This is a genomic window from Streptomyces spinosus (assembly GCF_020400655.1).
Taxonomy (GTDB): domain Bacteria; phylum Actinomycetota; class Actinomycetes; order Streptomycetales; family Streptomycetaceae; genus Streptomyces; species Streptomyces argyrophylli.
In genome coordinates, this window is record NZ_JAINRC010000024.1 from 14,262 (window position 1) to 36,064 (window position 21,803).

Genomic DNA, 21,803 nt, shown 5'->3' on the forward strand with positions numbered 1-21,803 from the left:
GGGGCCCGAGCGTGACGATTCTGGAGAAGATCCGGGGACCACGCGACCTGAAGGCGCTGTCCGAGGCGGAACTCGGTGAACTGTCCGAGGAAATACGTGAGTTCCTGGTGCACGCGGTGTCGAGGACCGGTGGTCACCTCGGCCCCAACCTGGGCGTCGTGGAACTGTCCATCGCGCTCCACCGGGTCTTCGAGTCACCGGTCGACCGCATCCTGTGGGACACCGGCCACCAGAGCTACGTGCACAAGCTCCTGACCGGTCGTCAGGACTTCTCCAAGCTGCGCGGCAAGGGCGGACTGTCCGGCTACCCCTCGCGCGAGGAGTCCGAGCACGACGTCATCGAGAACAGCCACGCCTCCACCGCGCTCGGCTGGGCCGACGGGCTCGCCAAGGCCAACCAGGTGCTGGGGGAGAAGGGGCACGTGGTCGCGGTCATCGGCGACGGCGCGCTGACCGGCGGCATGGCCTGGGAAGCGCTCAACAACATCGCCGCGGCCAAGGACCGGCCGCTGATCATCGTCGTCAACGACAACGAGCGGTCGTACGCCCCCACCATCGGCGGCCTCGCCAACCACCTGGCCACGCTGCGCACCACCGACGGCTACGAGAAGGTCCTCGCCTGGGGCAAGGACATGCTCCAGCGCACCCCGGTCGTCGGCTCCACGCTGTACGAGTCCCTGCACGGCGCGAAGAAGGGCTTCAAGGACGCCTTCGCCCCGCAGGGCATGTTCGAGGACCTGGGCCTTAAGTACCTGGGCCCGATCGACGGCCACGACATCGGCGCCGTCGAGTCCGCGCTGCGCCGCGCGAAACGCTTCCACGGACCGGTCCTGGTCCACTGCCTCACCGTGAAGGGCCGCGGCTACGAGCCCGCCCTCGCCCACGAGGAGGACCACTTCCACACCGTCGGCGTCATGGACCCGCTCACCTGCGCACCGCTCAACCCGGCGGGCGGCCCCTCCTGGACCTCGGTGTTCGGCGAGGAGATCGTGCGCATCGGCGAGGAGCGCGAGGACGTCGTGGCGATCACCGCGGCCATGCTGCACCCGGTCGGCCTCGGGAAGTTCGCCGAGCGCTTCCCGGACCGGGTGTGGGACGTGGGCATCGCCGAGCAGCACGCGGCCGTCTCCGCGGCCGGCCTCGCCACCGGCGGGCTGCACCCGGTCGTCGCCGTCTACGCCACCTTCCTCAACCGGGCCTTCGACCAGCTGCTGATGGACGTCGCCCTGCACCGCTGCGGGGTCACCTTCGTCCTGGACCGGGCCGGTGTCACCGGCGTCGACGGGCCCTCCCACAACGGCATGTGGGACATGTCCGTCCTCCAGGTCGTCCCGGGACTGAGGATCGCCGCCCCGCGCGACGCCGACCAGCTGCGCGCCCAGCTGCGCGAGGCGGTCGCCGTGGACGACGCGCCCACCCTGGTCCGCTTCCCGAAGGAGTCCGTCGGCCCGTCCCTCCCGGCGCTCGACCGCGTCGGCGGCATGGACGTCCTGCACCGCGCCGAGGAGCCCGAGGTGCTGCTGGTGGCCGTCGGCGTGATGGCCTCCGTGTGCCTCCAGGCGGCCGAGCTGCTCGAAGCCCGCGGCATCGGCTGCACGGTGGTGGACCCGCGCTGGGTCAAGCCCGTCGACCCCGCGCTGCCGCATCTCGCCGCCGGGCACCGCCTGGTGGCCGTCGTCGAGGACAACAGCCGGGCGGCGGGCGTCGGTTCGGCGGTGGCGCTGGCCCTGGGCGACGCCGACGTGGACGTGCCGGTACGGCGGTTCGGCATCCCGGAGCAGTTCCTCGCGCACGCCAAGCGCGGCGAGGTGCTGGCCGACATCGGTCTCACGCCCGTCGAGATCGCCGGGCGGATCAGCGCGAGCCTGGCCGTCAGGGACGTCGACGGCGCAGTCAAGGAGAGTGAATGACCACCGAGTTCGACCTCGGCGCCCTGCTCGCCGAGCGCGGAGCCGAGCGCTACGAGCTGCACGCGAAGCACCTCAATCCGCAGCTGCCGCGCATGCTGCACACCATCGGCTTCGACAAGGTCTACGAGCGTGCCGAGGGAGCGCACTTCTTCGACGCGGACGGCAACGACTACCTGGACATGCTCGCCGGGTTCGGCGTGATGGGCCTCGGCCGCCACCACCCGGTCGTCCGCAAGGCGCTGCACGACGTCCTGGACCTGGACCTCGCCGACCTCACCCGCTTCGACTGCCAGCCGCTGCCCGGCCTGCTCGCCGAACGGCTGCTGGCCCACAGCCCGCACCTGGACCGCGTGTTCTTCGGCAACAGCGGCACCGAGGCGGTCGAGACGGCCCTGAAGTTCGCCCGGTACGCCACCGGCAAGCCGCGCGTCCTCTACTGCGACCACGCCTTCCACGGCCTGACCACCGGTTCCCTCTCGGTCAACGGCGAGCGCGGCTTCCGCGACGGCTTCGCCCCGCTGCTGCCCGACACCGCCGTACCGCTCGGCGACCTCGACGCCCTGGCGCGGGAGCTGGCGAAGGGCGACGTCGCCGCGCTGATCGTGGAGCCGATCCAGGGCAAGGGCGTCCACGAGGCGCCACCGGGCTATCTGCGGGCCGCGCAGGAGCTGCTGCACCGGCACAAGGCGCTGCTCATCGCCGACGAGGTGCAGACGGGCCTCGGCCGCACCGGTGACTTCTACGCGTACCAGCACGAGGACGGCGTCGAGCCCGACCTGGTGTGCGTCGCCAAGGCCCTCTCCGGCGGCTACGTGCCCGTCGGCGCCACCCTCGGCAAGGAGTGGATCTTCAAGAAGGTCTACTCGTCCATGGACCGGGTGCTGGTGCACTCGGCGAGCTTCGGCTCCAACGCCCAGGCGATGGCGTGCGGGCTCGCCGTGCTCTCGGTCATGGAGAACGAGCAGATCGTCGCCGGCGTGCGCCGGACGGGCGAGCTGCTGAAGTCCAGGCTCACCGCCCTGGTCGACACCTACGAGCTGCTCGCCGACGTCCGGGGCCGGGGCCTGATGATCGGCATCGAGTTCGGCAAGCCGTCCTCGCTGAAGCTGCGCAGCCGCTGGGCCATGCTCCAGGCGGCCCGCAAGGGGCTGTTCGCCCAGATGGTCGTCGTACCGCTGCTGCAGAAGCACCGCATCCTCACGCAGGTCTCCGGTGACCACCTGGAGGTGATCAAGCTCATTCCGCCGCTGGTGGTGGACGAGGCCGACGTGGAGCGGTTCGTGGACGCCTTCACCGCGGTCATGGACGACGCGCACAGCGGCGGCGGCCTGATGTGGGACTTCGGCAAGACCTTGATCAAGCAGGCGGTGGCCAACCGCTGACGGTGGTGCCGGCCGGCGCGGTCGCCCTCCGCCTTTTGCCTGAGAGGCAAGAAAATTGCCTCTCAGGCAAGACTGGTGCTGAATGGAGGCATGAACGCCTCAGACGCCGCGCCGGCGACGGGCCCGGCTCCGGAGGACGGCCTGCCCGCCGTCGCGCCGCAGCTGCGCGCCCTGCGCCGGCGGGCAGGCCTCACACTGGAGGCCGCGGCCCGCGCCGCCGGGCTCTCCGCGGCCCACCTGTCCCGGCTGGAGACCGGGCAGCGCCAGCCGTCGCTGCCGATGCTGCTCGCGCTCGCCCGTGTCTACGGTACGACGGTCTCCGAGCTCCTCGGTGAGACGGTCGCCGACCGGGACGCGATCGTGCGGGCCGCCGACATGGAGCCGACCCGCGCGGGCGGGTGGACGTACGTCCAGGCCGGGGCCCCCGGCCGCGGCATGCAGGCCCTGCGCGTGCGGGTGCCGTACGGCTCGCAGGGCGACATCGTGCGCGTGCACCCCGGCGAGGAGTGGCTCTACGTCCTCAAGGGGCGCCTGCGTCTGCGTCTCGGCGACACCGCGCACCTGCTGGGGCCCGGTGACAGCGCGCACTTCGACTCGCTCACCCCGCACCGCCTCGCCGCCGAGGACCATGACGGCGTGGAGCTGCTGTTCGTCCACACCCTGCTGCAGAGCCCCACGGCCACACTGTGCCTGGGCCCGCTGACCGGAGAGCTGCCATGAGCAACTTCGAGGAGAAGTTCCCCCGATCCCTGTGGATCCGGCTGATCATCTACATCGCCCTCGGGCACGTGCTGGCCGCGTTCCTCTACCTGCTGTTCGCGCTGGGCGGCAAGGGGTAGGGGCGCGAGCGGCGGGCCGGCGTCCTCCCGTCAGTCCAGCAGGCGGGCGCGCAGGCGCTCACGGGCGGCGGGCGTGAGCCCCAGGCCCTCGGCCAGGTAGGCGTCGACGTCGCCCCAGGTCTCCTCGATGCTCGCGAACGCCGCCTGAAGGTACTCGGCGCGGGCGTCGAAGAGCGGGTCGAGGAGCTCCATCACCTCGGGGGTGTAGGCCGTGTGCGCGCTGCCGCTGCGCCGGACCCGGTAGCGGCGGTGCGCGGCGCCCGACTCCAGGTAGTCGGCGACGATCGCGTCCCGTTCCACCCCGAGCGCGAGGAGCGTGACCGCCACGGAGATGCCCGCGCGGTCCTTGCCGGCCGCGCAGTGCATCAGCGCGGGCACGCTGTCGTCGGCCAGCGCGTGCAGCACGCGCGCGTGCTCGGCGGTGCGCTCCGTGACGATCTTCCGGTAGGAGGCGATCATCCGGGTCGCGCCCTTGCCGTCGTCCAGGATCGCGCGCAGCTGGTCGAGATCGCCGTCGCGGACCATCTGCCAGAACTCGGCGCCGTCCGCCGGGTCGCTCAGCGGCAGGTTCACGTTCCGCACGCCGGGCAGCTCGACGTCCGGGCCCTCCAGCCTCTGGTCGGCCGCGTTGCGGAAGTCGAAGATCGTGTGCAGGCCCAGGGAGGCGAGGAAGGCCGCGTCCTCCTGCGTCGCGTGTGCCAGGTGCCCGCTGCGGAACAGCACGCCGTACCGCACCCGCCGGCCGTCCGTGGTCGGCAGCCCGCCCACGTCACGGAAATTGCGCACTCCGGCCAGCTCCGGCTCGGTCGAAGGGACCTGCTGCGTCACGGGGGCTCCTCCCGGTCGGTCCCCGCCGTCGCGGCTCGTCGGCGGGCGCTCCGTCGACCATACGGCATCGATTTCCTCGGGCAATGAGTTGTCCACAGGCATTGTCAGAGGGGTCCGCGGCCCTTGATGATGTTGGCACTTGAGCGGATCTGTTGGCACCTGTGAGGTCTCGATGGTGGACATCGCCGAAAACGGTCGTACGTGGCTCCTGTCGGGCCCCAGCAGCAGCTATGCCCTGCATCTCACCGACGCGGACGAGCTGCTGCATCTGCACTGGGGGCCACGGATCGCCCTCGCCGACGCCGAGGCGCTCGCGGTGAGCCCGCTGCCCGGTTACTGGCCCTTCGAGTCCCCGCTCGACGGCCGCGAGGAGTACCCCGTCGAGGGCGGCCCCCGCTTCGTGCGCCCCGCCCTGTCCGTCCGCACGGAGGAGCGGCGCGGCACGGAGTGGCGCTTCGTGTCGTCCGGCACCACCGAGGACGACGCACTGCTGCTGCGCTTCGACGACGACGGCGTGGCGATCACCCTGCACTACCGGATGCGCGGTGACGTCGTGGAGCGCTGGGTGACCGTCGAGAACGGCACTCACGCGCGCGTGGAGCTGCTGCGGGCCGACGCGGCCACCTGGACCCTGCCCGACCGCGAGGGCTGGCGGCTGTCCCAGCTGCACGGCCGCTGGGCCGCTGAGTCCCGGCTCACCACCGCGCCCCTCACCTACGGTGAGAAGGTCATCGGCAGCCGCCGCGGCCACACCGGCCACCAGCACCTGCCCTGGATGGCCCTCGACACCGACGCCACCGAGGAGCGCGGCGAGGTCTACGGCTGCGCGCTCGGCTGGTCAGGTTCCTGGCGCATAGCGGTCGCCCAGCTCCCGGACGCGCGCGTGCAGATCACCGGCGGCGCCGGTTACGACGACTCGGGTCTGCTGCTCCTCGTGCCCGGGGAGTCGTACACCACCCCGGTCTTCGCGGGGCTGTGGAGCGACGGCGGCTTCGGCGGCGCGAGCCGGGCCTGGCACGCCTACCAGCGGGCGCACGTCATCCCGGACGCCGAGCAGGACCGGCCCGTGCTGTTCAACTCCTGGGAGGCCACCTTCTTCGACATCTCCGAGGAGCAGCAGCTCGCGCTCGCCCGCCGGGCCGCCGAGATCGGGATCGAGCTGTTCGTCGTCGACGACGGCTGGTTCGGCGCCCGCACCAGCGACCGCGCCGGCCTCGGCGACTGGACCCCCAACCCCGACCGCTTCCCGCACGGCCTCAAGCCGCTCGCCGACCAGGTGCACGGGCTCGGCATGCGGTTCGGCATCTGGGTCGAGCCCGAGATGGTCAACCCGGACAGCGACCTGTACCGGGCCCACCCGGACTGGGTGCAGTACCAACCGGGACGGAAGCGGACGGAACTGCGCAACCAGCTCGTGCTCAACCTCGCGCGCGAGGACGTGCAGGAGTACCTGTGGGAGCAGTTGGACACCCTGCTGTCCAGCGCCCCCGTCGACTACGTGAAGTGGGACTTCAACCGCTGCTTCACCGATGCCGGCTGGCCCGGGGAGCCGTACCCGCAGCGCCTGTGGGTGGACCACGTCCGCGGCCTGTACGCCCTGCTGGACCGGTTGCGCGCCGCGCACCCCCAGGTCGCCTTCGAGTCCTGCTCGGGCGGCGGCGGCCGGATCGACCTCGGCGTGCTCGGCCGCACCGACCAGGTGTGGACCTCCGACAACACCGACCCGCTGGACCGGCTCGCCATCCAGCACGGCTTCACGCAGATCCACCCCGCGCGCGTGATGGCGGCCTGGGTCACCGACAGCCCGAACACCCAGCTCAACGGACGCGCCAGCTCGCTGCGTTTCCGGTTCGTCAGTGCCATGGCGGGCGTGCTCGGGGTCGGCGGCGACCTGACGGAGTGGAGCGCGGAGGAACTGGCCGAGGCCCGGCGGTGGGTGGAGCTGTACAAGGAGATCCGCCCGGTCGTGCAGCACGGGGAGCTGTACCGGCTGCGGCCCCCCGCGGGAGGCCTGAGCGCCGTGCAGTACGTCCGCGGGGCTCAGACCGTCGTCCTGGCCTGGCTGCAGGCGCAGAGCTACGGCGAACCGGTGCCGGCGGTGCGGCTGCGCGGGCTCGACCCGACGGCGTCGTACGAATGCCGCGAAACCGGCGAAGTGCACCGAGGTGCCGTCCTGCTGCACCACGGACTGCGCACCGGGCTCAAGGGTGACCTGGATGCGACGGTCATCCGGCTGCGCCGCATCTGACCCTTTTGGGGACATGGCGCGCGAGGAGGGTCATATCCGCGACCGTGCGTCGTACGGCCGCTGCCGCGCGCCGGACGCCGTGCCCAGTACGGCCACCTCTCCCGGCTCTCCGCCCCGGCCGGGCAGACCGTGCCTGTCCGGGGCCACCGGCAACGTGACCGGCCCGCACCTGCACTTCGAGATCCGCACCACCCCGGACTACGGCTCCGGCGTCGACCCGGCCGCCTGCCCCCGCTCGCACGGCGTCCCCGTCGGCTGACGCCCGCCCCCCGCCACCGCCCGGCCCGCGGGCTGCCGAAGGCCGGACCCACGATCCCCGGGTCCGGCTTCGGTGTACGGTGCAGCTTCTATTCCTGGCTTTGCGAACTCTTTAAGAGTGGCTCATCTCACCGTTCGTCAAGTCCGGCTTACGGTCGCGTAGGTCACATCCGAAGGTGAATCATGGTCCGACGTGGCAGACGATTCGAAGAATGACAGCAGATCAGTGATCGGGTCGTACGTGGCGGTGGGGGACAGCTTCACCGAGGGCGTCGGCGACCCCGGCCCCGACGGGGCGTTCGTGGGCTGGGCCGACCGGTTCGCGGTCCTCCTCGCCGACCGACGTCCCGAGGGCGACTTCCAGTACACCAACCTCGCCGTGCGCGGAAAGCTGCTGGACCAGATCGTGGCCGACCAGGTGCCGCAGGCCGTCGGCCTGGCCCCGGACCTGATCTCCTTCTGCGCGGGAGGCAACGACATCATCCGCCCCGGCACCGACCCCGACGAGGTGGCCGAGCGCTTCGAACGCGCCCTGGCCCGACTGACGGAGGCCGCCGGCACGGTGATGGTGACGACCGGCTTCGACACCCGTGGCGTCCCCGTCCTCAAGCACCTCCGCGGCAAGATCGCCACCTACAACGGGCACGTCCGCGCCATCGCCGACCGGTACGGATGCCCCGTCCTCGACCTGTGGTCCCTCAAGTCCGTCCAGGACCGCAGGGCCTGGGACAGCGACCGGCTGCACCTCTCGCCCGAGGGGCACACGCGGGTGGCGCTGCGCGCGGGACAGGTCCTCGGCCTGGACGTCCCGGCCGACCCGGAGCAGCCGTGGCCGCCGCTGCCGCCCCGGGGCACGCTGGAGATCCGCCGCGACGACGTCCAGTGGGCCCGGGAGTACCTCGTCCCCTGGATCGGCCGCCGGCTGCGCGGTGAGTCCTCGGGCGACCACGTGACCGCCAAGGGCACGCTGTCACCGGACGCCATCAGGATGCGGATCGCCGCGGTGGCCTGACCCGGCCGGCCCGCCGACGGCCCGCACCGGCACCACCGACAGCGGGCCCTCCTCGCTCCGCAGGCGTGCGCCCGCCGTCGGCCGGGCCCAGCCGGCACGCCGTCGCCGGTGATCAGGCGCCACGGGATCCGCCGTTGGGCCGCCGGGGCCGGTACGGCCCGGTCGCGGGGCCCGGCGGGCAGGCGCGGCGGCCGGACGACCGCGTCCGGCAGCGCGGACGGGACTCACCGACGGCGCAGTTCCGCAGGCCCGGGCCCGATCGGCCGGCCCCCAACCTCGATCTCGTGCCGGAACCTCGTGCCGGGCCGGCCCGGTACCCCCCCGACCGCGCACCGCCGTCGACGGCGTCCTCGTCCCGAAGGCCGGCCGGTCGCGGCCGCCGGCGCCCTCCGTCCGCGCCGGCCCGGCCCCGGGGGAACGGTGCCGCGACGGACGGATGCGCCTCGAACGTCCCGCGCCTGGTGCCGTCAGGTCCGCGGTGCGCGGTCCGGTCGCGCCCGCGGCTCCGCGGAGGTCCGCGCGTCAGCGCCGCCTGTCGAACAACGCCTCGCGTTCCAGGCCCAGTTCGCGAGCGAGGGCGTCGTCCACCCACTCCTGCGCCCGGGACCGCGGCACCGCGCCCGGGTACGACGTGAGCTGTACCGCCAGCCCGTCCAGCAGCGCGGTCAGCCGCAGTGCCGTGCCGGCCGGGTCCGCGCACGCGAACTCACCGGCCGCCACGCCCTCGGCGATGACACCGGCGATCGCCGCCTTCCACTGCTCGTCCAGCTCCCGGGTGACCTGCCGCAGTGCGGGCTCGCGCAGGGACACCGCCCAGCCCTCGATCCACAGCCGCCAGCCCTTGGCCTGTCCGGTCGGCGCGTACCAGCGCACCGCCGACCGCAGCCGGCGCAGCGCGGTGGTCCGCCGGTCCAGCAGCCTGCGCAGGCGCGCGAGGTCGTCCTCCGCGGCGTAGGTGAACGCGGCGGCGACCAGCTTCTCCTTCGTGGAGAAGTGGTACAGCACCAGCGCGTTGCTCACCCCGAGGGCCGCGGCCACGTCGGCGATCCTGACCGCCGCCACGCCCCGCGCCTCGATCTGCCCGATGGCTGCCCGCAGCAGCTCCTCCCGCCGCTCGGCCACGCTCAACCGCACTCTCGCCACGCCGTCACCCTAGTCGTTGACCCCGGTGCCGCCGAAGCCGCAGCGCGGCAGGCCCGTCACCGGTACCGGCCGAACCGTTCCACGATCACCGGCAACCGGTCCGTCACCAGGGCGTGCGCGGCCACGCGCGGGGTCGTACCGTCGGCCCGCGCGCGGTCCAGCACCCGGCCGGTCAGGGCGCGCATCGAGCGCCGGACGTGGGCGAACGCCTCGTCGGCGTCGGCGCCGATGTCGCCGAACAGGGTCCACCACCACCAGGCGTTCGTCGCGGAGTTCACCACCACGTCCGGCAGCACCGTGACCCCGCGCGCGGTCAGCAGCGCCTCCGCCTCGGGCACGACGGGCATGTTGGCGGCCTCGACGATCCAACGCGCCCGGATCCGCTTCTGGTTCGCCGGGTCGACGGCGTACGACACGGCGGCCGGCACCAGCACCTCCGCCTCCGCGGACAGCCAGGCGTCGCCGGGCAGTTCACTGTCGCCGGGGCGCAGCGCGCCGCGGTCCACGGTGCCGTAGCCGTCCCGCGCCGCCAGCAGCGCCTCGACGTCGAGCCCCGCCGGGTTGGCGATGGTGCCCTTGATGTCGGCGACGGCCACGACGCTCAGGCCCGCGCGCGCGAGGAAGCGCGCGGTGGCCCCGCCCATCGTGCCGAGACCCTGCACGGCGACCCGGGTGCCCGGGTACGGCACCGCGGCCCGGTCCAGGGCCGTCAGCACCGACTCGGCGACCCCGCAGCCGCCCACCAGCTCGTCCAGGCCGATGCCGTCCACCTCCACCGCGAAGGCGTCGGCGAGCCGCTCGCGGGCCGCGGCCTCGTCGTCCAGCAGCGGATAGACGGCCTGGATCGAGGAGACCAGGCCCGCCTCGGCCGCCGCGCGGTCCACCAGGTCCTGGGAGAGACCCAGGTCCTCGCCGGTGGTCCAGCAGCTCTCCACGTACGGCCGCACGGCGCGCAGATAGCGGACGAGGAGCCCGTACGCCTCCGGGTCCCGGGGGTCGCAGTCGATGCCGCCCTTGGCGCCGCCGAGCGGGATGTAGCGGCTCCCGGGGCTGTAGTGCAGGGCCTCCTTCATCGTCATGCCGCGGGCGAGTCCGGTCACCTCCTCCAGCGTGCAGCCGGGCCGCATCCGCAGCCCGCCGCTCGCCACGCCCCGCACCAGCCGGTCCACGACCAGGAAGCCCTGGCGGCCGGTGACGTGATCGGTCCACACGAGCGACAGCGAAGGGGCGGTGACGGGGGTGGTCATGGGGCTTCCTCGGGGCGCGATGAGGTGATCACCTGAACGGCGAGTCAGTATCCGGAGCCGGTCCGGACCCTGTCAACGCGCGCAAGGGACGGGCGGCGGCGGGCGGACGCACCCCTTGCGGCGCTCGCCGGCCGCGGGGCCGACCATAATGGGGGACCTCACCCACTCCACCGGGAGGTACCGTGACCGGTCTGCGTTCCGCGAGCTCCGGGCTCCGCGCGCTGCGGCCCGCTGCGTTCGGAGCGGACCCGGGGGGTGAGCGCATGGCACGCATCCGCCGCTCGCCGCATTTCGAGGGCGGCGTCTTCCAGAACCCCGGCGGCCCCGCCCGCACCCGGCCCACCGGGTCCTCGCTGGACCTCGCGAAGGTGTTCCTGGACCGGGACACCCGGCCGCTGCGCGCCCCCAAGGGCACCGTCCCGGTGCATCCCACCACCTTCGCCGACCTGGCCAAGCCGCCCGCCACCGGACTGCGGCTGACCTGGATGGGCCACTCCAGCGTGCTCGCCGAGATCGACGGTCACCGCGTCCTGTTCGATCCCGTCTGGGGCGAGCGCTGCTCCCCGTTCCCCTTCGCCGGGCCCAAGCGGCTCCATCCGGTGCCGCTGCCGCTGGCCGCGCTCGGCCCGGTCGACGTCGTCGTCATCTCGCACGACCACTACGACCACCTGGACCTGCCCACCATCAAGGCGCTGGCCGGCACGGACACCCTGTTCGCCGTGCCGCTCGGCGTGGGCGCCCACCTCGAACACTGGGGCGTCCGCCCGGACCGGCTGCGCGAACTGGACTGGCACGAGTCCACCCGCGTCGGCGGCCTCACCCTCACCGCCACCCCGGCCCGCCACTTCTGCGGCCGTGGCCTGCGCAACACCCAGCACACCCTCTGGGCGTCCTGGGCCGTCGCCGGCGAGGAGCACCGGATCTACCACAGCGGCGACACCGGCTACTTCGACGGCTTCAAGGACATCGGTGCCGCGCACGGCCCGTTCGACGCCACGATGATCCAGATCGGCGCTTACAGCGAGTTCTGGCCCGACATCCACATGACCCCGCAGGAGGGCCTGCGCGCCCACCTCGACCTCCAGGGCGGCGCGCCCCACGGCGTCCTGCTGCCGATCCACTGGGGCACCTTCAACCTCGCCCCGCACCCCTGGGCCGAGCCGGGGGAGTGGACCAAGGAGGCCGCCGAGGAGGCCGGCCAGGCGGTGGCCCTGCCCCGGCCGGGCGAGCCGTTCGAGGCGGCCGGCAAGCTGCCGGCCGAGGCGTGGTGGCGGAGCGCGTCGGGGGACGTACGGCGCACCTGGCGCTCGGTCGGCGCGTTCGTCGCGGAGCCCCCCACGCGCGACGCCGGCGCCTGACCGACCGGGGCGAGGGGGCGGCCCCCCCGCGCCCCGGCTCCAGCTCACCGGGCAGGTCTCGCGTGCACGGCGTGCACCGGTGTGCCGCCAGACCCCTGACCCAGGCGTGGCCAGAGCAAACACACTGAGTAATGATCGGGGTGGACTGGTCCTCGGCGGAGGGGCCCCGGAGGCCACCGCGCGGGCGGCGCCGGGAGCGAGCCCAACCAGCGCGTGCGCCGCGCGGGGGAGAGCGCGACAGGTGGGGGTGATCGGCCGACCGTTCCGTTCCCGACCGCTTGTGACCAGGCCGGATCGGTTGTGACGCGATTCCGCCCGGCATCGGGCAGTGGCCGTCGGACCTTCGTACGACGCCTCATACCAGAGCGGGACGCTGCGCGGGTGACTTTGTCAACTGCCCACCGCACATGATGCTCAGGCAACTACTGTGAGTGTCCGCCGGGCGACGCGCGGCCGGGTGCACCGGCCCCGCCGGCCGGCAGCGATGACGCATGCCCGCATCGACGCATGCCCGCACGGCGCACCGCACGAGGACACAGGCCCGACGGATCAGTACGAGGACGCAGATGTCTCACCTCCGAGCACCGGCCGCCCGCGCCGATCGCCGCGAGGGCGGCCGGCACGGGCGACCGGTCGCCCGACCCGCTCCCGCACTGCCCGAGACGCACATACGGCCCCAGTTGATGCGGCTCGCCGTCCTGCCGCCCCTCGCGGTCGCGCTGAGCGCCACCGCCGCGGTGCTCTTCAGCGTCCGCTGCGCCGGCGCGCGCACCGGCCCCCTGCTGTGGGCCGTGCTCGCCGGATCGGTCACCGTCGCGGTCGCCGGCATCCTGATCGCCGCCGTGGCCGCCGACCGCGCGGCCCGCTCGGTCGCCGACCGCGTCGACGCGCTGCGCCGCACCGCCGCGCGCGGTGAGGCCGACCTGCATGCCCTGGTAGACGCGCTGCGGCAGGGCGAGACCCCGCCGCGGCACGCCCCGCGCCGCCGGCCGCCCGCCGACGCCGACGACTTCGAGCTGCTCGCCGCCGATCTGGCGCGCGCGTACGACGGCGCCGTCACCGCCGTCGTACGGGCCGCCCAGCTCTCCAGCCAGACAGGCAGCCAGCAGAAGCTGGAGGTGTTCGTCAACCTGGCGCGGCGGCTCCAGTCCCTGGTGCACCGGGAGATCTCCATCCTGGACGACCTGGAGAACGAGATCGAGGACCCCGATCTGCTCAAGGGGCTCTTCCACGTCGACCACCTGGCCACCCGCATCCGCCGGCACGCCGAGAACCTCGCCGTGCTCGGCGGCGCGGTCTCCCGGCGGCAGTGGAGCAACCCCGTCAGCATGACCGAGGTCCTCCGCTCCGCCATCGCCGAGGTCGAGCAGTACTCCCGCGTCAGGCTGGTGCCGCCCATCGACGGCGAACTGCGCGGCCACGCCGTCGCCGACGTCATCCACCTGCTCGCCGAACTCGTCGAGAACGCCACGGTGTTCTCCGCCCCGCACACCCAGGTGCTGCTCCGCGCCAACCTCGTCACCTCCGGGCTCGCCGTGGAGGTCGAGGACCGCGGCCTGGGCATGCCCGTCGCCGAGCAGGAGCGGATGAACGCCGTGCTCGCCGACCCCGACCAGGTCAACGTCGCCAGCCTGCTGGCCGACGGCCGCATCGGGCTCTACGTCGTCTCCCAGCTCGCCCGCCGGCACAGCATCCACGTGCGGCTGCAGACCAACATCTACGGCGGGGTGCAGGCCGTCCTCGTCGTGCCGCAGGCCCTGCTGGGCAACGCGCCGGGCGTGCCGGGCGCGGACGCCGGGACCGTCGTAGCGCAGCAGCCGCAGCAGCCGCAGCAGCCTCAGCGGTCGGGGGAGGCCGGGGCGCCCCACGGGGTTCCGGCGATGACACCCGCGCCCGCGCCAGGTGCGGGGAACGGTCCTGAAGCGGGGCGCGCCGCCCAAGGCGGGCGCGGCTCCACGCAGGGCGGCGAGGGCCGGGCCGGCGAGGCGGCCGGGGCCGGGGCCGGGACGAGCGGCGGGCAGACCGCGGCGACCGGGCGGCGCAGGCACGCCCAGCGCGGCCCGGAGCGGCGGGGAACCGACAGCGGCGGGCCCGGGCGGCACGGAAGTGCTCCGGCTCCGCTGCCCGTGCGCGGTGCCCAGGAGGCGCGGCCCACACCCGCCGAGGCCGTGCCCGGCATCAGCGCCGAGGACCGGGCGGCGGTGGAGGCGCACACGGGCGTCCTGCCCACCCCGCGCGTCGGCCCGGTCCGCGGCACCATGGACAAGCCCCGGCTGCCCCGCCGGCGCGCCCAGGAGCACATCGTGCCCCAGCTGCGCGGCGGCCCGCTGCCCCGCCCGGAGAGCGACACCGTCGCCGGCCACGACCCCGGTCTGATGGCCGCCTTCCAGCGCGGCGTCGGACTCGCCGAGGCCCAGCAGAGCCTGGAATCGGAGCAACCGGAGCCGGGGTTCCGCGAGCCGTTGCCCGAGAGAACGGCGTACCAGAGGACGGCGTACGACACGGCGTACGGGCACACGGGCTCGACCCACATGGACGTTGAGCACAGGACAGGCGCGCACCTTCCGGCGTCCACGCCGGTTCCGGCCGAGCCGACGCGCGAACGGCCCGAGCACGGCGATCCGGACCACATGGGGTCGCGGCACATGGGTTCGGCCCACATGGACCCGGACCACTCAGCGGAGGGCCACGCGCGCGTGCACCACATGGGGCCGGGCCATATGGGCACCGAGCACACAGTCCAGCCCGCCACCCCCGAGCAGCTCCCCACCCCTCCGGACCCCACCCCGCAGCACGTGGCCCCCATACCCCAGGCACCCGCCCACGCGCCCACGGCCGACGGCGTCCGCGGCAGGGGCCGGACCGGCGGGAGCGCACCGGCCGGCTGACCGCCTCCGCCTGCGCACCCCCGCGTCGTACCCCCGCCCCCGCCCCCACCCCCACCCCCACCCCCAGCGCTCCCGCTGGTCCTCGTACCCCAAGGAGTCGATCCACCATGGCGAGCGATGCGCCGACCGTCCACGCCTCCGACCTCGACTGGCTGCTGAGCGGCCTCGTGCAGCGCGTACCGCACACCTCCAGCGCGGTGCTCCTGTCCTGCGACGGACTGGTGAAGTCCGTGCACGGCCTGGACGCCGACAGCGCCGACCACATGGCGGCCCTGGCCTCGGGTCTGTACTCCCTGGGCCGCAGCGCGGGCGTCCGCTTCGGCGACGGCGGGGACGTCCGCCAGGTCGTCGTCGAACTCGACGCGACCCTGCTGTTCGTCACCACCGCCGGCTCCGGCACCTGCCTCGCCGTGCTGGCGGGCCGCGAGGCCGACGCCGCGGTGCTCGGCTACGAGATGGCGATGCTGGTCAAGAGCGTCCGCCCCTACCTGGTCACCGCACCCCGGCAGCACACCGTCGAATCCACGGCGACGAGGCCCTGAGCGTGGCCGCAGCCGGCGACGGGCCCTGGCTGGACGATGCGGCCGGACGGCTCGTGCGGCCGTTCACGGTGAGCAACGGCCGCACCGAACCCAGCATCGCCCTCGACCTGATGTCGCAGGTGATGGCCACCGGCGTCACCCCGCTCGGCTACCTCGGCCCCGAGCACGCGCAGGCGCTCGACCTGTGCCGCGCGCCCGTCTCGGTGGCCGAGGTCGCCGCCCAGCTGAAACTGCCCGCCGTGGTCACCAAGGTGCTGCTCTCCGACCTGGTCGACTGCGGCGCGCTGACCACCAAGCCGCCCGTGTACCACCACACACCCACTGACCGGTCCCTGCTGGAGGCAGTGCTCGATGGACTACGACGACAGCTCTGACCCGTTCCCGACCGCGCTCAAGATCCTGGTGGCGGGCGGGTTCGGCGTCGGCAAGACCACCTTCGTGGGCGCGGTCAGCGAGATCGCGCCGCTCAGCACGGAGGAGCTGCTCACCACGGTCAGCGTCGGCACGGACAGTCTCGACGGCGTCGAGAACAAGATGGAGACCACGGTCGCCATGGACTTCGGCCGGATCACCCTCGATCCGCGCCATGTGCTGTACCTGTTCGGCACGCCGGGGCAGGAGCGGTTCTGGTTCATGTGGGACGAGCTGTCCGAGGGCGCGCTCGGCGCGGTGATCCTCGCCGACACCCGGCGCCTGCAGGACTGCTTCGCCGCCGTGGACTTCTTCGAGGAACGAGGGCTCGCCTTCATCGTCGCCCTCAACGAGTTCGACGGCTCCCACCGTTACGACCCCGAGGAGGTGCGGGCCGCCATCGACCTGGACCCGCGCATCCCGGTGGTCCGCTGCGACGCCCGGATCTCCAGCTCCGGCGTCCAGACCCTGCTCGTCCTCGTCCGTCATCTCCTCGCCCACGCCCCGGCGACCGCGCCCAGCCACGGCGCCCACATGTGATCCCGCCCTACCGCCCACGGAGCCCCCATATGAGGTATGCCCACAGCGACGGAGCCCGGCCATGAGCTACGAGCCGCCACGGCCGGTCCGGGGTCTGCTGCTCACCCCCGAGGACAAGGAGGCGCCCGCCCGCGTCCACCGGTTGCGCCGGCTCGGCCTGGCGGACCGGCCCGACCCCGCGCTCGACGCGTTCGCGGACCACCTCGCGCAGCTCACCGGCGCGCTCTACGCCATGGTCAACTTCATAGCCGAGGAGCACCAGTTCTTCGCGGGCCTGAGCGCCCCGGCCACCTCCCCGGTCGTACGGGACGACGGCACCAGGGCCCGGATCGGCCGGGTCCTGCCGCGCGACCACGGTTTCTGCCCCCATGTGGTGGTCCGCCGCAAGGCACTGGTCCTGGAGGACGTCGGCGACTACCCCCGGTTCGCGTGCAACCCGGTCGTCGACGGCTACGGCATCCGCTCCTACCTCGGCGCCCCCCTCATCGACAGCTCCGGCATGGCGCTCGGCACCGTGTGCGCGGCCGACACGGCGCCCCGCGCCTGGGGCAGGCCGGGCCTGGAGACCATCAAGGCGCTCGCCGCCGAACTCGTCGTACGCCTCGAACGGAGTAGGGAGGACGGACTTCCTCTGTGACGCGGAGGACCCCCGCGCGGGGCGGCGCGACGGGCGTTTCCGGGGGGGCGTGTAGGAAAGCTGAGGCGCCGGTTAAGAAAAGCTCGATGGACCCGGGCCCGCGCGTACGGCAGATTGCAGGGTGATTCCACCCCTCTGACCCGGTGCGGCTCCTTCGGCGTGCCCGCGGGCCGGGCCTCACCCACAGGAGCCGTAGCGTTGAAGGCGCTGGTCAAGGAGAAGGCGGAGCCGGGACTCTGGCTGACGGACGTCCCGGAGCCCGCCATCGGCCCCGGGGACGTCCTGATCAAGGTCATGCGGACCGGTATCTGCGGCACGGACCTGCACATCCGGTCCTGGGACGGCTGGGCCCGGCAGACGATCCGGACCCCGCTCGTGCTGGGCCACGAGTTCGTCGGGCAGGTCGTCGAGACCGGGCGGGACGTGGCCGACATCCGCATCGGCGACCGGGTCAGCGGCGAGGGCCACCTGGTGTGCGGCAAGTGCCGCAACTGCCTGGCCGGCCGCCGGCACCTGTGCCGCGCCACCGTCGGCCTCGGCGTCGGCCGCGACGGGGCGTTCGCCGAGTACGTGGCCCTGCCCGCCTCCAACGTCTGGGTGCACCGCGTCCCCGTCGACCTCGACGTCGCCGCGATCTTCGACCCGTTCGGCAACGCCGTGCACACCGCGCTCTCCTTCCCGCTGGTCGGCGAGGACGTGCTGATCACCGGCGCGGGCCCGATCGGCCTGATGGCCGCCGCCGTGGCCCGGCACGCGGGCGCCCGCAACGTCGTCGTCACCGACGTCAGCGAGGAGCGCCTGGAGATCGCCCGCAAGATAGGGGTGAGCCTCGCCCTGAACGTCGCCGGGTCCACCATCGCCGACGGACAGCGCGAACTGGGGCTGCGCGAGGGCTTCGACATCGGCCTGGAGATGTCCGGCCGGCCCGAGGCCATGCGCGACATGATCGCGAACATGACGCACGGCGGCCGGATCGCCATGCTCGGCCTGCCCGCCGAGGAGTTCCCGGTCGACTGGGCCCGCATCGTCACCTCGATGATCACCATCAAGGGCATCTACGGCCGCGAGATGTTCGAGACCTGGTACGCGATGTCGGTGCTGCTGGAGGGCGGCCTGGACCTCGCCCCCGTGATCACCGGCCGGTACGACTACCGCGACTTCGAGGCGGCCTTCGCCGACGCCGCGAGCGGCAGGGGCGGCAAGGTCATCCTGGACTGGACCGCGTAACCCCCTTCACCCGCAAGCACCTTCAGGTATTCAGGAGCTCCCTCATGTTCGACACCGTCCGCGACGACCTGCGCGCCACCCTCGACGAGATCCGCGCCGCCGGCCTGCACAAGCCCGAGCGCGTCATCGGCACCCCGCAGTCCGCGACCGTGAACGTCACCGCCGGCGGCCGCCCCGGCGAGGTCCTCAACTTCTGCGCCAACAACTACCTCGGCCTCGCCGACCACCCCGACGTGATCGCCGCCGCCCACGCCGCCCTGGACCGCTGGGGCTACGGCATGGCCTCCGTCCGCTTCATCTGCGGCACCCAGGAGGTGCACAAGGAGCTGGAGGCCCGGCTGTCGGCGTTCCTCGGCCAGGAGGACACCATCCTGTACTCCTCCTGCTTCGACGCCAACGGCGGTGTCTTCGAGACCCTGCTCGGCGAGGAGGACGCGGTGATCTCCGACGCCCTCAACCACGCCTCCATCATCGACGGCATCCGCCTGTCCAAGGCCCGCCGCTTCCGTTACGCCAACCGCGACCTCGCGGACCTGGAGGCCAAGCTCAAGGAGGCGTCCGACGCCCGGCGCCGCCTGATCGTCACCGACGGCGTGTTCTCCATGGACGGCTACGTCGCGCCCCTCGCGGAGATCTGCGACCTCGCCGACCGCTACGACGCGATGGTCATGGTCGACGACTCGCACGCCGTCGGCTTCGTCGGCCCGACCGGCCGCGGCACCCCCGAGCTGCACGGCGTCATGGACCGCGTCGACATCATCACCGGCACCCTCGGCAAGGCCCTCGGCGGGGCCTCCGGCGGTTACGTCGCCGCCCGCGCCGAGATCGTCGCCCTGCTGCGCCAGCGCTCCCGCCCCTACCTCTTCTCCAACACGCTCGCCCCGGTGATCGCCGCCGCCTCCCTGAAGGTCCTCGACCTGCTGGAGTCCGCCGACGACCTGCGCGTGCGGCTCGCCGAGAACACCGCGCTGTTCCGCCGCCGGATGACCGAGGAGGGCTTCGACATCCTCCCTGGCGACCACGCCATCGCCCCCGTCATGATCGGGGACGCGGCGAAGGCGGCCCGGATGGCCGAACTGCTCCTGGAGCGCGGGGTCTACGTGATCGGGTTCTCCTACCCGGTCGTCCCGCAGGGACAGGCCCGCATCCGCGTCCAGCTGTCCGCCGCGCACTCCACGCAGGACGTCGACCGCGCGGTCGACGCGTTCGTCGCGGCGCGCGCCGAGCTGGCGGCCTGACCAGGGCGGACGCCCTGGGATAATGGGGGCATGATCGAGGCACGGCGGCTCCACATCCTGCGTGCGGTGGCCGACCACCGCACGGTCACCGCTGCGGCCGCCGCGCTCTACCTCACCCCCTCCGCCGTCTCCCAGCAGCTGACGGCCCTGGAGCAGGAGACCGGCCACCGGCTGGTCGAGCGCGGCGCCAAGGGCGTACGGCTCACCCCGGCGGGCGAGATCCTGCTCAGCCACACCAACGCGGTCCTCGCGCAGCTGGAGCGTGCCGAGGCCGAGCTGGCCGCCTACGGCTCGGGCGAGGCGGGCACGGTCACCGTGGCGGCCTTCGCGACCGGCATCGCCCAGGTCGTGGCCCCGGCCGTGGCCCGCCTCGCCCGGCACGCGCCCGGCATAAGGATCCGGGTGCAGGACGCGGAGGGCGACGCCAGCCTGCCCATGGTTTTGGACCGGCAGGTCGACGTCGCGGTCGCCGTCGAGTACCGGGGCGCGCCGTCCGCCGACGACCCCCGTCTGACCCACGTCCCGCTGTACGCCGAGCCGTTCGACGCCGTCGTACCCCTCGGGCACCGTCTGGCGGACGTCCCCGAGGTGCCCCTCGCCGACCTGGCCAAGGACACGTGGATCGGGCCGTACCCCGGCAACCCGTGCCACGACGTGGTCGTCCTCGCCTGCGAGAGCGCAGGCTTCCAGCCCCGCCTGGAGCACTCCTCCGACGACTTCCGGGCCGTCGTCGCCCTCGCCTCGGCCGACGCGGGCGTGGCCCTCGTCCCGCGCTCGGCGCTGCGCGGCATGGACCTGTCCGGCGTGGTCGTCCGCCCCGTCGACGGCGTCGCCCCGACCCGCCGGGTCTTCGCCGCCGTCCGCCGCGGCGCCGAGGGGCACCCGCTGATCCGCCCGGTGCTGGAGGCGCTGGGCGAGGCGGCGCAGGCGTGAGGCTTGCGTAACAACGCCGTCTCATGTGCGGGATAGCGTCCCGGAAATGAGAAACGAGGACACCGTCGATCTCCTCATCGGCGCCCGGCTCGCCGAACTGCGCGCCCAGCACGGCTGGTCGCTCGGCGAACTGGCGGAGCGCAGCGGGGTCAGCCGGTCCACCCTGTGGCGCGCCGAACACGCGGAGACCAGCCCCACCGCCGCCCTGCTGAACCGGCTCTGCCACGTCTACGGCCGCACCATGTCCCAACTGCTCAGCGAGGTCGAGGCGGCACCGGCGCCGCTGGTCCGGGCCGCCGAGCAGCGGGTGTGGGAGGACCGCGCCTCGGGTTTCGTCCGCAGGTCCGTGTCCCCGCCGCACACCGGACTGCGCGGGGAACTGGTCGAGGGCCGGCTCGTCCCGGGCGCGGACATCGCCTACGACCGCCCGCCCGTGCCCGGCCTGGAACAGCACCTGTGGCTGCTGGAGGGGGCGCTGGAGGTGACGGCCGGGGAGCAGGTCCACCGGCTCGGCGCGGGGGACTGCCTGCGGACGCGGGTGACCGGAGCGACCCGCTTCCGCTGCGCCGGTCCGGACGAGGCACGGTACGTGCTGGCGGTGGTGCGGCCATGATGCCCCGCGGGGACACGGCGACGAGGGTGGAGCGCTGGGACGGCACCCGCGTACGCGACCGCGCCGGCGACTTGGCGGCGCTGCTGACCGACACCGTGGCCTCGGGCGCCTCCGTCGGCTTCCTCGCGCCCCTCGGCCACGCGGCGGCGGTCGCCTGGTGGCGGGAGCGGGCACAGGCCGCGGCGGCGGGCCGGCTCGCCGTGTGGGCGGCCCTGGACCCCCTGGACCGGGTGACCGGCACGGTGGGCCTGGCCTGCCCCGACAAGCCGAACAGCCGGCACCGCGCCGAACTGGTCAAGCTGATGGTGCACCGCTCGGCGCGGGGCCAGGGCCTCGGCCGCCGGCTCCTCACCACGGCCGAACAGGCCGCCGCGGCCGACGGCCGCACTCTGCTCCATCTCGACACCGAGACGGGCAGCCCCGCGGAGGGCCTGTACCGCTCGGCCGGCTGGACGGAGGCCGGGACCATCCCCGACTACGCGGTGAGCCCGGCGGGCGTGTTGCGGCCGACGACCCTGTATTACAAGCGGCTCGGACGCTGACGGCCGG

20 protein-coding genes and 1 pseudogene are annotated in these 21,803 nt (G+C 73.5%); 18 read left to right on the forward strand and 3 right to left on the reverse strand.

All coding sequences use genetic code 11. The features are described 5' to 3' along the window. The first annotated feature begins 11 nt into the window (after positions 1 to 11). From dxs to LG395_RS35290, 4 genes are all read left to right on the forward strand, one after another. A complete protein-coding gene (dxs, locus tag LG395_RS35275) occupies positions 12 to 1,910 on the forward strand; it encodes a 1-deoxy-D-xylulose-5-phosphate synthase (protein WP_171150827.1) in 1,899 nt (632 codons plus the stop codon). Continuing rightward, a complete protein-coding gene (locus LG395_RS35280) occupies positions 1,907 to 3,292 on the forward strand; it encodes an aspartate aminotransferase family protein (RefSeq protein WP_225812926.1) in 1,386 nt (461 codons plus the stop codon). The genes dxs and LG395_RS35280 overlap by 4 nt, the downstream gene beginning before the upstream one ends. 90 nt (positions 3,293 to 3,382) lie before the next feature. Beyond that, a complete protein-coding gene (locus LG395_RS35285; RefSeq protein WP_225812928.1) occupies positions 3,383 to 4,012 on the forward strand; it encodes a helix-turn-helix domain-containing protein in 630 nt (209 codons plus the stop codon). After that, positions 4,009 to 4,131 (forward strand): DUF6126 family protein, encoded by a 123-nt coding sequence (locus LG395_RS35290; RefSeq protein WP_037824369.1) that lies wholly within the window; start codon positions 4,009 to 4,011, stop codon positions 4,129 to 4,131. The genes LG395_RS35285 and LG395_RS35290 overlap by 4 nt, the downstream gene beginning before the upstream one ends. Positions 4,132 to 4,161: 30 nt before the next feature. Here the strand turns inward: LG395_RS35290 and LG395_RS35295 are convergent, their stop codons facing one another. After that, positions 4,162 to 4,959, reverse strand: a complete 798-nt coding sequence (locus LG395_RS35295; protein ID WP_225812929.1) for a tyrosine-protein phosphatase — start codon at positions 4,957 to 4,959, stop codon at positions 4,162 to 4,164. 172 nt (positions 4,960 to 5,131) lie between these two features. Here LG395_RS35295 and LG395_RS35300 point away from each other — a divergent pair, with 172 nt between their 5' ends. From LG395_RS35300 to LG395_RS35310, 3 genes and pseudogenes are all read left to right on the forward strand, one after another. Then, entirely contained in the window at positions 5,132 to 7,207 is a 2,076-nt protein-coding gene (locus LG395_RS35300; protein ID WP_225813068.1) for an alpha-galactosidase, read from the forward strand. 24 nt (positions 7,208 to 7,231) lie between these two features. Then, a pseudogene (locus LG395_RS35305) lies at positions 7,232 to 7,466 on the forward strand (M23 family metallopeptidase); the annotation flags it as partial. A gap of 225 nt (positions 7,467 to 7,691) precedes the next feature. Further along, positions 7,692 to 8,477: an SGNH/GDSL hydrolase family protein gene (locus LG395_RS35310; RefSeq protein WP_171159533.1), complete on the forward strand. Its 786-nt coding sequence runs from the start codon at positions 7,692 to 7,694 to the stop codon at positions 8,475 to 8,477. Positions 8,478 to 8,999: 522 nt separating this feature from the next. Here the strand turns inward: LG395_RS35310 and LG395_RS35320 are convergent. After that, positions 9,000 to 9,620 (reverse strand): TetR/AcrR family transcriptional regulator, encoded by a 621-nt coding sequence (locus LG395_RS35320; protein ID WP_225812930.1) that lies wholly within the window; start codon positions 9,618 to 9,620, stop codon positions 9,000 to 9,002. 56 nt (positions 9,621 to 9,676) lie between these two features. Next, the gene (locus LG395_RS35325) at positions 9,677 to 10,867 is read right to left on the reverse strand and encodes a Glu/Leu/Phe/Val dehydrogenase dimerization domain-containing protein (RefSeq protein WP_225812931.1); all 1,191 of its coding nucleotides are present in this window, start codon (positions 10,865 to 10,867) and stop codon (positions 9,677 to 9,679) included. Between the two features lie 182 nt (positions 10,868 to 11,049). On the opposite strand from LG395_RS35325, the gene LG395_RS35330 reads away from it, so the two are divergent. The 11 genes from LG395_RS35330 (at position 11,050) to LG395_RS35380 (ending at position 21,796) form a co-directional block, all read left to right on the forward strand. Next, positions 11,050 to 12,225: an MBL fold metallo-hydrolase gene (locus LG395_RS35330; protein ID WP_225812938.1), complete on the forward strand. Its 1,176-nt coding sequence runs from the start codon at positions 11,050 to 11,052 to the stop codon at positions 12,223 to 12,225. Positions 12,226 to 12,791: 566 nt separating this feature from the next. Then, the gene (locus tag LG395_RS35335) at positions 12,792 to 15,113 is read left to right on the forward strand and encodes an ATP-binding protein (RefSeq protein ID WP_225812939.1); all 2,322 of its coding nucleotides are present in this window, start codon (positions 12,792 to 12,794) and stop codon (positions 15,111 to 15,113) included. Positions 15,114 to 15,220: 107 nt separating this feature from the next. After that, a complete protein-coding gene (locus LG395_RS35340) occupies positions 15,221 to 15,655 on the forward strand; it encodes a roadblock/LC7 domain-containing protein (protein ID WP_171150811.1) in 435 nt (144 codons plus the stop codon). A gap of 2 nt (positions 15,656 to 15,657) precedes the next feature. Then, positions 15,658 to 16,029, forward strand: a complete 372-nt coding sequence (locus LG395_RS35345; protein ID WP_030646844.1) for a DUF742 domain-containing protein — start codon at positions 15,658 to 15,660, stop codon at positions 16,027 to 16,029. Beyond that, positions 16,007 to 16,606 carry a GTP-binding protein gene (locus LG395_RS35350; RefSeq protein ID WP_171150810.1) on the forward strand — a complete coding sequence of 200 codons (600 nt, stop codon included), beginning with the start codon at positions 16,007 to 16,009 and terminating at the stop codon, positions 16,604 to 16,606. The genes LG395_RS35345 and LG395_RS35350 overlap by 23 nt, the downstream gene beginning before the upstream one ends. Positions 16,607 to 16,667: 61 nt before the next feature. Next, complete coding sequence (locus LG395_RS35355) at positions 16,668 to 17,243, forward strand: GAF domain-containing protein (RefSeq protein ID WP_171150808.1); 576 nt, start codon at positions 16,668 to 16,670, stop codon at positions 17,241 to 17,243. Positions 17,244 to 17,441: 198 nt separating this feature from the next. After that, positions 17,442 to 18,470 carry an L-threonine 3-dehydrogenase gene (gene tdh / locus LG395_RS35360; protein WP_225812941.1) on the forward strand — a complete coding sequence of 343 codons (1,029 nt, stop codon included), beginning with the start codon at positions 17,442 to 17,444 and terminating at the stop codon, positions 18,468 to 18,470. Positions 18,471 to 18,514: 44 nt separating this feature from the next. After that, positions 18,515 to 19,708 carry a glycine C-acetyltransferase gene (locus LG395_RS35365; RefSeq protein ID WP_171150804.1) on the forward strand — a complete coding sequence of 398 codons (1,194 nt, stop codon included), beginning with the start codon at positions 18,515 to 18,517 and terminating at the stop codon, positions 19,706 to 19,708. Between the two features lie 30 nt (positions 19,709 to 19,738). Next, positions 19,739 to 20,641, forward strand: coding sequence for a LysR family transcriptional regulator (locus tag LG395_RS35370; protein WP_171150803.1), 903 nt, complete (start codon positions 19,739 to 19,741; stop codon positions 20,639 to 20,641). 46 nt (positions 20,642 to 20,687) lie between these two features. Next, on the forward strand, positions 20,688 to 21,254 hold the full coding sequence (locus LG395_RS35375) for a helix-turn-helix domain-containing protein (protein WP_171150801.1): 567 nt from the start codon (positions 20,688 to 20,690) through the stop codon (positions 21,252 to 21,254). Continuing rightward, on the forward strand, positions 21,251 to 21,796 hold the full coding sequence (locus tag LG395_RS35380) for a GNAT family N-acetyltransferase (protein ID WP_225812943.1): 546 nt from the start codon (positions 21,251 to 21,253) through the stop codon (positions 21,794 to 21,796). Before LG395_RS35375 ends, LG395_RS35380 begins: the two co-directional genes overlap by 4 nt. The last annotated feature ends 7 nt before the right edge of the window (positions 21,797 to 21,803 follow it).